This window comes from Tistlia sp. (assembly GCF_040905785.1).
Classification (GTDB): Bacteria; Pseudomonadota; Alphaproteobacteria; order Kiloniellales; family DSM-21159; genus Tistlia.
Genome location: NZ_JBBDQW010000016.1, coordinates 103,017 through 115,315 on the forward strand (window position 1 = coordinate 103,017; position 12,299 = coordinate 115,315).

12 protein-coding genes are annotated in these 12,299 nt (G+C 71.8%); 6 read left to right on the top strand and 6 right to left on the bottom strand.

Going from position 1 to position 12,299, the window contains the following annotated elements; all coding sequences use genetic code 11:
• Positions 1–48: 48 nt before the first annotated feature.
• The 4 genes from arsH to WD341_RS04640 are packed head-to-tail and all read right to left on the bottom strand — an operon-like array spanning position 49 to position 2,786.
• Positions 49–774: an arsenical resistance protein ArsH gene (arsH, locus tag WD341_RS04625; protein WP_368424255.1), complete on the bottom strand. Its 726-nt coding sequence runs from the start codon at positions 772–774 to the stop codon at positions 49–51.
• A gap of 6 nt (positions 775–780) precedes the next feature.
• Positions 781–1,863, bottom strand: coding sequence for an ACR3 family arsenite efflux transporter (gene arsB / locus WD341_RS04630; protein WP_368424256.1), 1,083 nt, complete (start codon positions 1,861–1,863; stop codon positions 781–783).
• Between the two features lie 37 nt (positions 1,864–1,900).
• On the bottom strand, positions 1,901–2,413 hold the full coding sequence (locus WD341_RS04635) for an arsenate reductase ArsC (protein ID WP_368424257.1): 513 nt from the start codon (positions 2,411–2,413) through the stop codon (positions 1,901–1,903).
• Between the two features lie 40 nt (positions 2,414–2,453).
• Positions 2,454–2,786 carry an ArsR/SmtB family transcription factor gene (locus WD341_RS04640; RefSeq protein WP_368424258.1) on the bottom strand — a complete coding sequence of 111 codons (333 nt, stop codon included), beginning with the start codon at positions 2,784–2,786 and terminating at the stop codon, positions 2,454–2,456.
• Positions 2,787–2,898: 112 nt separating this feature from the next.
• On the opposite strand from WD341_RS04640, the gene WD341_RS04645 reads away from it, so the two are divergent.
• The 5 genes from WD341_RS04645 (at position 2,899) to WD341_RS04665 (ending at position 7,547) form a co-directional block, all read left to right on the top strand.
• Complete coding sequence (locus tag WD341_RS04645; protein ID WP_368424259.1) at positions 2,899–3,582, top strand: phosphatase PAP2 family protein; 684 nt, start codon at positions 2,899–2,901, stop codon at positions 3,580–3,582.
• Between the two features lie 54 nt (positions 3,583–3,636).
• Positions 3,637–4,245, top strand: coding sequence for an ATP-binding cassette domain-containing protein (locus tag WD341_RS04650; protein ID WP_368424260.1), 609 nt, complete (start codon positions 3,637–3,639; stop codon positions 4,243–4,245).
• Positions 4,242–5,057 (top strand): iron export ABC transporter permease subunit FetB, encoded by an 816-nt coding sequence (fetB, locus tag WD341_RS04655; RefSeq protein ID WP_368424261.1) that lies wholly within the window; start codon positions 4,242–4,244, stop codon positions 5,055–5,057. Before WD341_RS04650 ends, fetB begins: the two co-directional genes overlap by 4 nt.
• Positions 5,058–5,133: 76 nt before the next feature.
• Positions 5,134–6,111, top strand: a complete 978-nt coding sequence (locus tag WD341_RS04660) for a cation diffusion facilitator family transporter (RefSeq protein ID WP_368424262.1) — start codon at positions 5,134–5,136, stop codon at positions 6,109–6,111.
• Between the two features lie 101 nt (positions 6,112–6,212).
• Positions 6,213–7,547 (top strand): putative 2OG-Fe(II) oxygenase, encoded by a 1,335-nt coding sequence (locus WD341_RS04665; protein ID WP_368424263.1) that lies wholly within the window; start codon positions 6,213–6,215, stop codon positions 7,545–7,547.
• Positions 7,548–7,824: 277 nt separating this feature from the next.
• On the opposite strand, the gene WD341_RS04670 is transcribed toward WD341_RS04665, so the two are convergent.
• Positions 7,825–9,354: a Ppx/GppA family phosphatase gene (locus WD341_RS04670; RefSeq protein ID WP_368424264.1), complete on the bottom strand. Its 1,530-nt coding sequence runs from the start codon at positions 9,352–9,354 to the stop codon at positions 7,825–7,827.
• 79 nt (positions 9,355–9,433) lie between these two features.
• Positions 9,434–11,605 carry an RNA degradosome polyphosphate kinase gene (locus tag WD341_RS04675; RefSeq protein WP_368424315.1) on the bottom strand — a complete coding sequence of 724 codons (2,172 nt, stop codon included), beginning with the start codon at positions 11,603–11,605 and terminating at the stop codon, positions 9,434–9,436.
• Between the two features lie 154 nt (positions 11,606–11,759).
• On the opposite strand from WD341_RS04675, the gene WD341_RS04680 reads away from it, so the two are divergent.
• Positions 11,760–12,296 carry a histidine phosphatase family protein gene (locus tag WD341_RS04680; RefSeq protein ID WP_368424265.1) on the top strand — a complete coding sequence of 179 codons (537 nt, stop codon included), beginning with the start codon at positions 11,760–11,762 and terminating at the stop codon, positions 12,294–12,296.
• The last annotated feature ends 3 nt before the right edge of the window (positions 12,297–12,299 follow it).

Sequence of the window (12,299 nt, forward strand, 5' to 3'; positions counted from 1 at the left end):
GCTATAGCGCAGCCCGGCGGGCCGCCCAAGCCGGCTCGGCCAGGCGGTTCAGATCGCGCGCTGGTTCAGCCGCGACGAAAGCGCCGCCGCGCTCTCGCGGCGCTCGCTGTAGCGCTCGACGAGGTAGGGCGAGACGTCGCGGGTCAGCAGCGTGAACTTGACCAGCTCCTCCATGACGTCGACCACGCGGTCGTAGAGCGGGGAGGGCTTCATGCGGCCGGCTTCGTCGAACTCCTGGTAGGCCTTGGGCACCGAGGACTGGTTGGGGATCGTCACCATGCGCATCCAGCGTCCGAGCACGCGCAGCTGGTTGACCGCGTTGAAGGACTGCGAGCCCCCGCTGACCTGCATCACCGCCAGCGTCTTGCCCTGGGTCGGGCGGCGCGCCCCGAGGGCGAGCGGGATCCAGTCGATCTGCGCCTTCAGGACCGCACTCATGGCGCCGTGGCGCTCGGGCGAGCACCAGACCATGCCCTCGGACCAGGCGGCCAGGTCGCGCAGCTCGGCGACCTTGGGATGCTCGACCGGAGCGCCGTCGGGCAGCGGCAGCCCCTCGGGCCGGTAGAGACGGGCCTCGGCGCCGAGATGGCCGAGCAGGCGCTGGGCCTCCTGGGCCAGCAGGCGGCTGTAGGAGCGTTCGCGCAGGGAGCCGTAGAGCAGCAGGATCCGCGGCGGATGCGTGGCCGGCCTCGCGGCGCGCAGGCGCTGCGGGTCCGGGACGGAGAGCAGGGCGGCATCGACGTTGGGCAGGTCGGAAGAGAGCGAATCGGACATGGAACCTCAGGCGGTGGGAAAGGCGCCGCGCGTGCGATTGGCGAAGGCGACGAGCGAGAGCATGACCGGGACCTCGACCAGGACGCCGACGACGGTCGCCAGCGCCGCCCCCGAGTTCAGGCCGAACAGGCTGATCGCCACGGCGACCGCCAGCTCGAAGAAGTTGGAGGTGCCGATCAGCGCGCAGGGCGCGGCGACCGGGAAGGGTACCCGCCAGGCCCAGGCGGCGGCGTAGGCGAGGCCGAAGATGGCGTAGGACTGGACCAGCAGCGGCACGGCGATCAGCAGGATGACCAGCGGCCGCTCCAGGATGACTCCGCCCTGGAAGCCGAACAGCAGCACCACGGTGGCGAGCAGGCCGAGCACCGAGACCGGCTTGACCCCGGCGACGAAGCGCGCGACCGCGGCCGCGCCGTCCCCGTCCCGCCGCGCCCGGGCGGTCAGCCGCTGGCGGGTGATGGCGCCGGCGACCAGCGGAATCACGACGTAGAGCCCGACCGAGATCAGCAGCGTCTCCCAGGGCACCACGAGGTCGGTGACGCCGAGCAGGAAGGCGACGATCGGCGCGAAGGCGAAGACCATGATGACGTCGTTCACCGAGACCTGGACCAGCGTGTAGTTCGGATCGCCCCGGGTCAGCTGCGACCAGACGAAGACCATGGCGGTGCAGGGCGCGGCGCCCAGCAGGATCAGGCCGGCGATGTACTGCTGGGCGTCGGCGGGCGCGATCAGGTCGGCGAAGACGACCTCGAAGAACAGCAGCGCGAGCCCCGCCATGGTGAAGGGCTTGATCAGCCAGTTGACGGCGATCGTGATGACCAGGCCCTTGGGCCGCTCGGCGATCCGGCCCAGGCTGCCGAAGTCGACGGCGACCATCATCGGGTAGACCATCGCCCAGATCAGCAGCGCGACGACCAGGTTGACGCGCGCCACTTCCAGCGCCGCCAGCGCCTCGAAGAGACCGGGCAGCAGGCTGCCGAGGGTCACGCCCGCCGCGATGCAGAGCGCGACCCACAGCGAGAGCCACTTCTCGAAGACGCCGATGCCGCCGGCTTGAGGCAGGCGGTCGGCCGCCCTGTCGCTGTTCATCTCGACTCCCGTTTCACAGAAAGGGTGAAGGGCTGCCTCAGGCGGTGTCGGGCAGAGCCCGCCCGATCTCGTCGAGGCGCCGCTGAAGGCTGAGCCGGTCGAGCGAGCGCATCGGCAGGCTGGTGAAGATGGAGATGCGGTTGTAGAGCATGCGGTAGGCCTCGGCGAAGGCGAGGCGCCGCTCCGTTTCGCTGCCCTCGGCGGCGGCCGGATCGGGGATCCCCCAGTGCGCCGTCATCGGCTGGCCCGGCCAGATGGGGCAGGTCTCGGCCGCGGCGCTGTCGCAGACGGTGAAGACGAAGTCGAGCACCGGCGCGTCGGGCGCGGCGAACTCCTCCCAGCTCTTCGAGCGGGCGAGACTGGCGTCGTGGTTCAGCTTCGTCAGCAGGTCGAGCGTGTAGGGATGAGGCACGCCCTTGGGCTGCGAGCCGGCGGAAAAGGCGCGGAAGCGCCCCTCGCCCAGCCGGTTCAAGATAGCCTCGGCCAGCAGCGAGCGCGCCGAGTTGCCGGTGCAGAGGAACAGGACGTTGAAGACCTTGCCGTCGGTCATGGCGCTTCTCCCGAGGGTCGAGACGTTTGAAGGGGCCGCTTCAGCAGGCGCAGGCCAGCTCGTCGAGCAGGGCGCGACAGCGCTCCGGACGGCTGCCGCAGCAGTCCTCCATCAGGAAGCCAATCAGCCCGCGCATGCCCTCGAGCTCCGCGCGGTAGCGCACCGAGCGGCCCTCGCGAGCGCCGCGCACCAAGCCGGCGCGCTCCAGCACCGCCAGATTCGTCGAGAGGGTGTTCTGGCGCACGCCGAGCCGCTCGGCGATCTCGCCGGCGCAGAGACCCTCCGGGGCGTTCTGCATCAGCAGCCGGAAGGCCTCGAGCCGGGTTTCCTGCGCCAGGGCGCCGAGCGCCAGGAGCGACTGTTTCGTATCCATATATCGAGCATTCTCGAATTATCGGAAGGAGTCAAGGACGCGCCGACGCCCCCCTTTGGCAGGCAGGCTCGCCGGGAGTAGGCTCTCGCCACAAAAGTAGGAACCGACAGGCATGAAGCTGCCCTTCCGGAATTTTCTGGAGCCGCGCATCCTCGGCGCGATCGCCGCGGTTTCCGCGGTGCTGCTCTTCGCCGAGCTGGCGGAGGAGGTTGCCGAGGGCGAGACGCGATCGGTCGACAAAGCGATCCTGCTGGCTTTCCGCGAGCCGGGCGATGTCGGCGACCCGCTCGGTCCGCGCTGGCTCGAGGAGTTCGCCCGCGACGTGACCGCGCTCGGCAGCATCGGCATCGTCACCCTGCTCACCCTGGCGATCATCGGCTTCCTGCTGCTGGCGCGCCACCCCCGCAGCGCCCTCTTCGTCGCCGCGGCCACCGCCAGCGGCATGCTGGCCTCCCACTTGCTGAAGCTGGTCTTTGAGCGCGAGCGACCGGATCTGGTGCCGCACGCCGCCTACGTCGCCACCACCAGCTTTCCGAGCGGCCACGCCATGCTCTCCGCGGTCGTCTACCTGACCCTGGGCGCGCTGCTCGCGCGGATGGTGCGCGACCGCCGCCTCAAGGCCTACGTGCTGCTGTCCGCCGCCTTCCTGGCCTGCGCGATCGGCGTCACCCGCGTGTACCTGGGCGTCCACTGGCCGAGCGACGTGCTCGCCGGCTGGGCCGCCGGCGCCTTCTGGGCGCTGCTCTGCTGGGGCGTCGCCGAGGCCCTGCGGCGCAGCGGACGGACCTCGACCTAGCCTGGATGTCTCATACTGGAAGGGGTCGCTAGTGGATCGCCGAGGACCGGGGCGGTGCTGACGGTCGAGGGGCTGCGCACGGCCAACCTCGGGCCCCTGGACTTCGTCCTGGGCGACCGCGAGATCCTGGCGCTGCGCGGGCCCTCGGGCGCCGGCAAGTCCCTGCTGTTGCGCGCCCTCGTCGACCTTGACCCCGGCGAGGGCCGCGTCCTCCTCGACGGCACCGAGCGCGGCGCCCTGCCCGCCCCCGACTGGCGCCGACGCCTCGCCTACTTGCCGGCGGAAAGCGGCTGGTGGACCGACCGGGTGGCCGACCATTTCGCCCGGCCGGACGAGGCCGCCCCCCTGGTCGAAGCGCTCGGCCTGCCGGCCGACAGCCTGCAGTGGGATGTTGCCCGCCTCTCGACCGGCGAGAAGCAGCGCCTGGCGCTGGTTCGTGCCCTGGAGCAGGCCCCGCGCGTGCTGCTGCTCGACGAGCCGACCTCGGCGCTCGATCCCGAGGCGGCAGGTGCGGTCGAGGCGCTGATCCGGCGCCAGCGCGACGCGGGGCGCTCGATCCTTCTGGTCACCCACGACCGCGAGCAGGCTGCGCGCCTCGCCGACCGCACGCTCGTCGTCGAGAAAGGGCGGCTGGTGACGCCGGCGGCGGAGGCCGGGCCATGACCGCCGACTACCTCAGCCTCTCCTACTGGGACGTCGCCCTCGCCGCGCTGTTCCTGCTGCTCAACGCCGGCCTGTCGATCAGGCTGCGCCTGGGGTTGGCCCAACAGATCGGCGTCGCCGCCGGGCGCATGGTCGTGCAGCTGCTGCTGGTCGGGCTGGTGCTGAAGGCGATCTTCGCCGCCGGCTCGCCCTGGCTGACCGCCGGCGTCGCGCTGCTGATGGTCGGCTTCGCGGCGCGCGAGGTCTGGGCGCGCCAGGAGCGCAGGCTGGCCGGCCCCTGGGGCTGGGGACTGGGCGGCGGCGCCATCGCCTTCGCCGGCAGCCTGGTCATCGTCGTCGGCCTCGCCGCGCTGATCCGGCCCGAGCCCTGGTGGTCGCCGCGCTTCGCCCTGCCGCTGTTCGGCATGATCCTGGGCAACGCCCTGACCGGCGTCAGCCTGGCCCTCGACAGCCTCTCGACCACGCTCGACCGGGAGCGCCGCTCGGTCGAGGCGCAGCTGTTGCTGGGCGCGACCCGCTGGCAGGCGGTCCGGCCGGTGACCCGGCGCGCCCTGCGCAGCGGCATGATGCCGATCATCAACGCCATGGCGGCGACCGGCGTGGTCGCCCTGCCCGGCATGATGACCGGCCAGATCGTCTCGGGCGTCGATCCGACCGAGGCGGTCAAATACCAGCTGCTGATCATGTTCCTGATCGCCGGCGCGACCGCCTGCGGCGTGCTGCTCGCCGTGCTCGGCGGCGTCCGCCGCCTGACCGACCGGCGCCACCGCCTGCGCCTCGACCGGCTGCGCCCGCCGAAGCGGGAATCCTGAGCCGGCGGAGCTGTTGGCGTTGGAGCGCGGTGGGGCTATGTCTAGCGCGAACGACCAGAAGGCGACGGCTCTCGTAATGCACGACCATTCCGACGACCGGACGGGCCTCGACCCTCACGGTCACGGGCACCACGGCCACGCCCACATCCCCGAGGTCGGCGCCGGCAACGAGCGACGCATGGCCCTGGCCGCGGCGCTGACCGGCAGCTTCATGCTGGTCGAGGCTGCCGGCGGCGTGATCGCCGGGTCGCTGGCGCTGCTCGCCGACGCCGGCCACATGCTGACCGACTTCGCCGCGCTGCTGCTGGCCTGGTTCGCCTTCCGGGTCGCGCGCCGACCGGCAGACTGGAAACGCACCTACGGCTTCGACCGCTTCTCGGTCCTGGTCGCCTTCGTCAACGGCCTCAGCCTCTTCGTGATTGCCCTTCTGATCGTCTGGGAGGCGGTGCAACGCCTGCAGGAGCCGGTGCCGGTGCTGGGCGGACCGATGCTGGTGATCGCCGTCGCCGGCCTGGCCGTCAACCTGGTGGTCTTCCGGGTGCTGCAGGGTGCCGACCGGGACAACCTCAACGTCCGCGGCGCGGCGCTGCACGTGCTCGGCGATCTGCTCGGCTCGGTAGCGGCGATCGCCGCCGCCGTCATCATCCTGCTGACCGGCTGGATGCTGGCCGACCCGCTGCTCTCGGTGCTGGTCGTGCTGCTGATCCTGCGCAGCGCCTGGTACGTCGTCCGCGAGTCCGGCCGGATCCTGCTGGAGGCGGCGCCGCGCGGCTTCGACACCCGCGCCGTCGCCCGCGACCTGAAGACGATCGAGGGCGTCGAAGACGTCCACCATCTGCACGCCTGGTCGATCACCGAGAAGCGCAGGATGATGACGCTGCACGCGCGCATCGCGCCGGCCTTTGCGGCCGGCGCCCTGACGGCGGCGATCAAGGCAAGGCTCCAGGAGCGCTTCGGCATCGTCCATGCGACCGTCGAGATCGAGCACGAGGCCTGCGCCGACGCGCCCGCTCGCCGGGCACCGGGGGCGCCGAGCGCCGGCCCGGCGGATTGAGATCGCCGCCGCTTGCGCCTAGTCTCTCGCCAGCGCCCCGCCGGCAGGCTGCCCTCGCCGAGCGGGACGGACCGTAAGAACGCCTGACCGAGCGCGAGGCGATGCAGCAGAGCCTTTCATCGACGCCCGCCGAGGCCGAGGCCAACCTGCGGGCCGCCGTCCAACACCACCGCGCCGGCCGCCTGGGCGAGGCGGAAGCGTTCTATCGAACCGTCCTGAAGCAGCAGCCGGGCCAGCCGGTCGCCTTGCACCTGCTCGGCGTCATCGCCCGCCAGAGCGGCCACCTGGAGGCGGCGGTCGACCTGATCGGGCGAGCGGTGGCGGCGCGGCCAGACTATGCCGAGGCCCACGCCAACCTGGGTGTCGCCCTGCGACAGCTCGAGCGGCTCGAGGAGGCCGCCACGGCCTTCGAGCGGGCGCTCGCGCTGCGGCCCTTCTCGGCCCCCACCCTCAGCGGATTGGCAGGCGTGCGCGAGGCCCAGGAGCGGCTGCCCGAGGCGATCGCGCTGCACCGGCGCGCCGTCGCCGTCGCCCCCGGCAACGCGTCGGCCCAACTCAGCCTCGCCAACGCTCTGCAGCAGGACGGCCAGGCGGAAGCGGCGCTGGAGGCCTACGGCGCCGCCCATGCCGCGGCCCCCTCGCTGCCGGGCCTGCGCAACAACTTCGCCGCGGCCTGCCTGAAGAGCGGCCGGGTCGAGCAGGCGCTGGACCTGCTCGAGGAGAACCTCGCCGAGGCGCCCCAGGACGTGCGCAGCGTGGCCTACAAGACGGTCGTGCTGCAGGAGCTCGGACGGCGCGACGAGGCGGCGCGCCTGACCGACTACGCCGAGCTGCTTCGCCGCACGCGGCTTGCCACGCCCGAGGGCTACGGCGACTTCGCCGCCTTCTCGAAGACGCTGCTCGAGGAGCTGCGCGGGCATCCGCGGCTGATCCAGACCTGGGACCCCAAGCAGCGGGCGGCGCGCGGCGGCGCCCTGATCGTCTCGCTGCAGCAGGACCCTCCCCCCGCCGTCGCCGCCTTCGAGCGGGTGCTGAGGCAGGCGATCGACGCCTTCGTGGCGCAGCTGCCGGAGGATCCCTCGCACCCCTTCCGCCGCCGCAAGCCGCGCGACTACACGCTCGACATCTGGGCCAACCTGCTGGAGCCGCAGGGCCACCAGGAGGCCCACATCCACAATCTCGGCTGGCTGAGCGGGGTGTTCTATCCGCAGGTCCCGGAGACGATTCGCGAGGAGGATCCGGAGCACGCCGGCTGGATCGAATTCGGCCGGCCGGGCTACGGCCTGCCCTGCCGGTTCGAGCCGGACACGCTGCTGGTCAGGCCGGAGGCCGGCCTCGCGCTGCTCTTCCCCTCCTACGTCTGGCACCGGACCCTGCCCTTCGCCGGGCCGGAGCAGCGCGTCAGCATCGCCTTCGACCTGCACGCGCGCGACTGAGGCCCTCTTAGAGCCGGAGCGAAGCCAGCAGGCGCCGCAGCGGGTCGACGGCGGGAAGGTCGACGAAGGCGGCCCGGCCGACCGGACAGTTCTCCGGCCCGAAGCCGCCGCCCTCCAGCGCCACGACGACCTGCGCAAGATCGTCGTCGCACGCGAACGCCGCCAGCTGACCGCCGCCGGAACTCCCGCCCGGCTTCCCCGGAGGCGGGAAGATTGCGGCGGAAGGCCGTCTTTCGGCAGCGCCCGCGCCACCTGCGGCCGGAGACGACAGGCTAGACTAGCGTACGATGGCGGCGCTTTCGGCCTCGAGCGCGTCGGCCAGGGTCTGCAGGCGACGCTCCAGGGTCTGGCCGGGCGGCACCGAGCTGTCGGGCGGGATGAACAGGCGCAGCGCCTTGCCGTCCCACTCCAGCCGGGTCTCGCGCAGGCCCTGCTCGGCGCCGCCGCAGGTCGCGTAGGCGAGCCGCAGGGCCGTGCCCAACGCCTCGGCGCGGCGCGCCTTGTTCGGCCGCAGCAGCGCGCGCACCGTCTCCAGGCCCTCGTCGCCGGACTTGCCGCCGTAGCGGTTGTAGAGCACCAGCCCCAGGAAGGCGCGCTCGTGATGCTCGACGAAGAGCTCCTGGGCGCGGAGGATGCGCAGCAGGATCTGCTCGGCACGGTAGTCGGGATGGTAGCGCCAGCCGATGTCCGAGAGCCGGCAGGCGGTCAGCCGCAGGCGGTTGGCGTTGGCGCTCTCGCCGGGGAAAAGGGCCGCCGTCCAGTCGACCAGCGCGGGCGCCAGGTGCGGGAAGCGCCCCTCGCGCGCCGACCAGTCCTCGGCGGCCTCGAACAGCGGGTCGAGCGCCCGCTCCGCCTCGGACAGGCGGTCGAATATCCAGCCTTCGCGCAGGCCGAAGGCGGAGAAAACGACACGCTTGCTGCCGACCCGCTCCAGCAGCTTCTCGAGCACCAGCGCGGCCAGCGGCAGGCTGTCCAGGCGCCGCTTCGAGACGCTGCCGATGCGCGCGAGAGAGCGCTTGCCGAGCCGGCTGACCAGGCGCACCAGCTCCTCGGCCTCGTCCAGCGGGATGCCGTAGCCGTGGATCATGTGCAGCGGGTAGCTGGTGTGGTCCATGTGCAGGCGCGCTAGGCCGCGCCAGGCGCCGCCGACCGGATAGAGCGCGTCGGTGACTTCGGCCAGCCAGGGAACGCGGTCGAGCTGGCCGTCGACGAAGGCGGCCGCGCGGTCGCGGTCGCCGCCGCTCTCGTCGGCCAGGCGCAGCGGGCCGAGAGGCAGGGTGATGCTCTCCAGAGCCTCGGCGTCCTCGAGCCGGACCAGCTCCAGAGAGCCGCCGCCGAGATCGCCCATGACGCCGCGCGCGCCGGGCAGGCCCGAGAGGACGCCGAGCGCCGACAGCCGCGCCTCTTCGGGACCGCTGAGGATCGAGACCGGCTGGCCGCAGCGCCTTTCGACCTCGGCCACGAACTCCGGGCCGTTACTGGCCTCGCGCACCGCGGCGGTGGCCAGCAGGTCGAGCCGCCGGGTGCCCATGGCGCGGGCGAGGCCGGCGAAGCGCTCGAGGCTCTCCAGCGCCACGGCGACGCCCTCCTCGTTCAGCCTGCCGCTCCCGACCAGGCCGCGGCCAAGGCCGGGCAGGACCTTTTCGTTGAAGACCGGCACCGGCACCCGCTTCAGGCCGTCGAAGACGACCAGGCGGACCGAGTTGGAGCCGATGTCGACGACGCCGACGCGCTCCTCGCCCTCCGAGGCACTCGGCTCCCGCTTCGGCAGCGGCGCGATGGCTGCGACCTGGGCCGGCGCGGTCATCGGCGAGCCTCGCGGGGGCCACGCTCGCTGGGGCCAGGCTCGCGGGGACCGGAGTTGGCGGGCAAAGTCGTCAAGGAGCTCAGCCCGCCTTCCGCTGGCGGGCGCCGCGGCCCTTGGCGTTGCCGCGCTCCCGGTCCCGGCGCAACGCGCTGCCGCGTCCGGACAGGCTCGGGTTGGTCATGAAGAAGTGCTGGGCGCTGAAGGCGTCCGGCCCGGCGTGGACGCGCACGAACTCGCCGTCGGTGCCCATTACCCAGCTCTGCGCCTCGTCCTTCAGGTTGGCCATCATGACCTGGTCCATGACCTGCTGGTGCACCGTCTCGTTCTCGATCGGAACCAGCGTCTCGACGCGGCGGGTCAGGTTGCGCGGCATCCAGTCGGCCGAGGAGATGAAGACCTTCGCCTCGGGCCCGGGCAGGCCGTGGCCGTCGCCGAAGCAGACGATCCGGCTGTGCTCCAGGAAGCGGCCGACAATCGACTTGACGCGAATGTTGTCCGACAGGCCGGCGACGCCGGCGCGCAGGCAGCAGACGCCGCGGATCACCAGGTCGATCTGGACGCCGGCCTGGGAGGCCCGATAGAGCGCGTCGATGACCTCGCCCTCGACCAGCGAGTTCAGCTTGGCCCAGATCGCCGCCGGGCGGCCCGCCCGGGCGTGCTCGATCTCCCCGTCGATCAGCTCGATCAGCTTCGGCTTCAGGTACATCGGCGCGATGACCAGCTTGCGCAGCTCCCCGGGCTCGGCATAGCCGGTCATATAGTTGAAGACGCGCTGGGCGTCGTGGCAGAGCACCGGATCGGTCGTGAAGAAGCTGAGGTCGGTGTAGATCTTGGCGGTGATCGGGTGGTAGTTGCCGGTCCCGAAGTGGCAGTAGGACTTGAGCCCACCGCCCTCGCGCCGCACGACCAGAGAGACCTTGGCGTGGGTCTTCAGGCGGATGAAGCCGTAGACGACATGGACCCCGGCGCGTTCCAGGTTGCGCGCCCAGCGGATGTTGCGCTCCTCGTCGAAGCGCGCCTTGAGCTCGACCAGTGCCGTCACCGACTTGCCGGCCTCGGCGGCGTCGGCCAGGGCGCGCACGATCGGCGAGTCCTCGCTGGTCCGGTAGAGCGTCTGCTTGATCGCCACGACCTGCGGGTCGTCGGCCGCCTGGCGCAGGAACTGGACCACCACGTCGAAGGATTCGTAGGGATGGTGGACGATGATGTCCTTGGCGGCGATCGCCTTGAAGCAGTCGCCGTCGTAGTCGCGGATGCGCTCGGGGAAGCGCGCGCTGTAGGGCTCGAACATCAGGTCCTGGCGATCGCCGACGATCAGCTGCTTGGTGTCGACCAGGCCGAGCAGGCCGCCGAGCACGAAGACGTCGTCGTCCTCGACCTCCAGCTCGCGGACCACGAAGCGGCGCATCGACTCGGGCATCTCGTCCATGGTCAGGCGGATCACCGAGCCGCGGCGCCGGCGCTTCAGGGCCGACTCGAAGAGGCGCACCAGGTCCTCGGCCTCCTCCTCGATCTCGATGTCGCTGTCGCGCACGACGCGGAACATGCCGCGGCCGCGGACCTCGACGCCCGGGAACAGGCGGTCGATGAACATCTCGATGATCTGGTCGATGCGCAGGAAGCGCGTGCCGCGCCCCGGCAGGCGCACGAAGCGCACCGTCTGGGCCGGGATCGGGATCAGGCCGTTGATGTACTCCTCCTCGGCCGGCCGGTAGAGCTCGACGACCAGCGCGAAGCCGAGGTTGGGCATGAAGGGAAAGGGATGCGCCGGGTCGATGGCGATCGGCGTCAGGATCGGGAAGACCTGCTCGTGGAAGTAGCCGCCCAGCCACTCCCGCTCCTTGGCGGTCAGCTCCTCGGGCTCTAGCACGACGATCTCGGTCTCGCGCAGCTCGCTGCGCAGCCGGCGCCAGCAGTGCTGCTGCTGATGCATCAGCCGCGCCGCCCGCTCGTTGATCGCCGCCAGCTGCTGGGCGGGCGTGCGCCCTTCCTGGCTGATCTCGCGCACGCCGTTGCGGACCTGCGCCTTCAGGCCGGCGACCCGGACCATGTAGAATTCGTCGAGATTGCCGGCCGAGATCGACAGGAAGCGCACCCGCTCGAGCAGCGGGTGGTTCGGGTTGTAGGCCTCTTCCAGGACGCGCTCGTTGAACGCCAGCCAGGAGAGCTCACGGTTGATGAAGCGGCCCGGCGAGTCCAGGTCGGGAAGCGGCGCGGCCGGCGCCGCCTCGGCGCTGTCCTTGGGTTCGATGCTGGTATCCAACTCGGTTCCTTTCCGGCGCGCCGGGCACGACCGGCGGCCGCATAGACTAGCCGTCCAAAGCTACAGTAGCGTAACGGACGACGAAACCCAGCGGCCGAGCGTCCGTCCGAAGCGGGCGCGCCGGCCGGCAGGAGGATCGCCCGTGCCCCCGAGAGCGCCCCAGCGCCGCCGCCTCTACCTGCTTCGCCACGCGAAGTCGACCTGGGACGACCCGGCGCGCAGCGATTTCGACCGGCCGCTGAACAAGCGAGGGCGCCGCGCGGCGAGCGCGGTCGGCAGCCTGCTGGCGCGGCGCGGGCCACGGCCCGAGCTGGCGCTCTGCTCGGCCGCGGCGCGCGCCCAGGAGACCTGGCGCCGGCTCGCCGCGGAGCTGCCGGAGGAGCCGCCGGTGCGCCTGCTGCGCAGCCTCTACCTGGCGGCGCCCTCTCGGATTCTCGATCGGATCCGTGCCGTCGAGGAGTCGGTCGCGACGCTGCTGCTGATCGGCCACAGCCCCGGGATCGAGACGCTGGCCATCTCGCTCGCCGGCCCGGGCTCGGAGCCGGAGGCCCTGGCCCGGATCTCGGAGAAGTACCCGACCGCGGCGCTCGCCGGCTTCGAGATCGAAGGCCCCTGGGCCGGGATCGCCGCCGGCCGCGGGCGCCTGGTCGAGTTCGTCGTGCCAAAGGAGCTCGGCTGAACC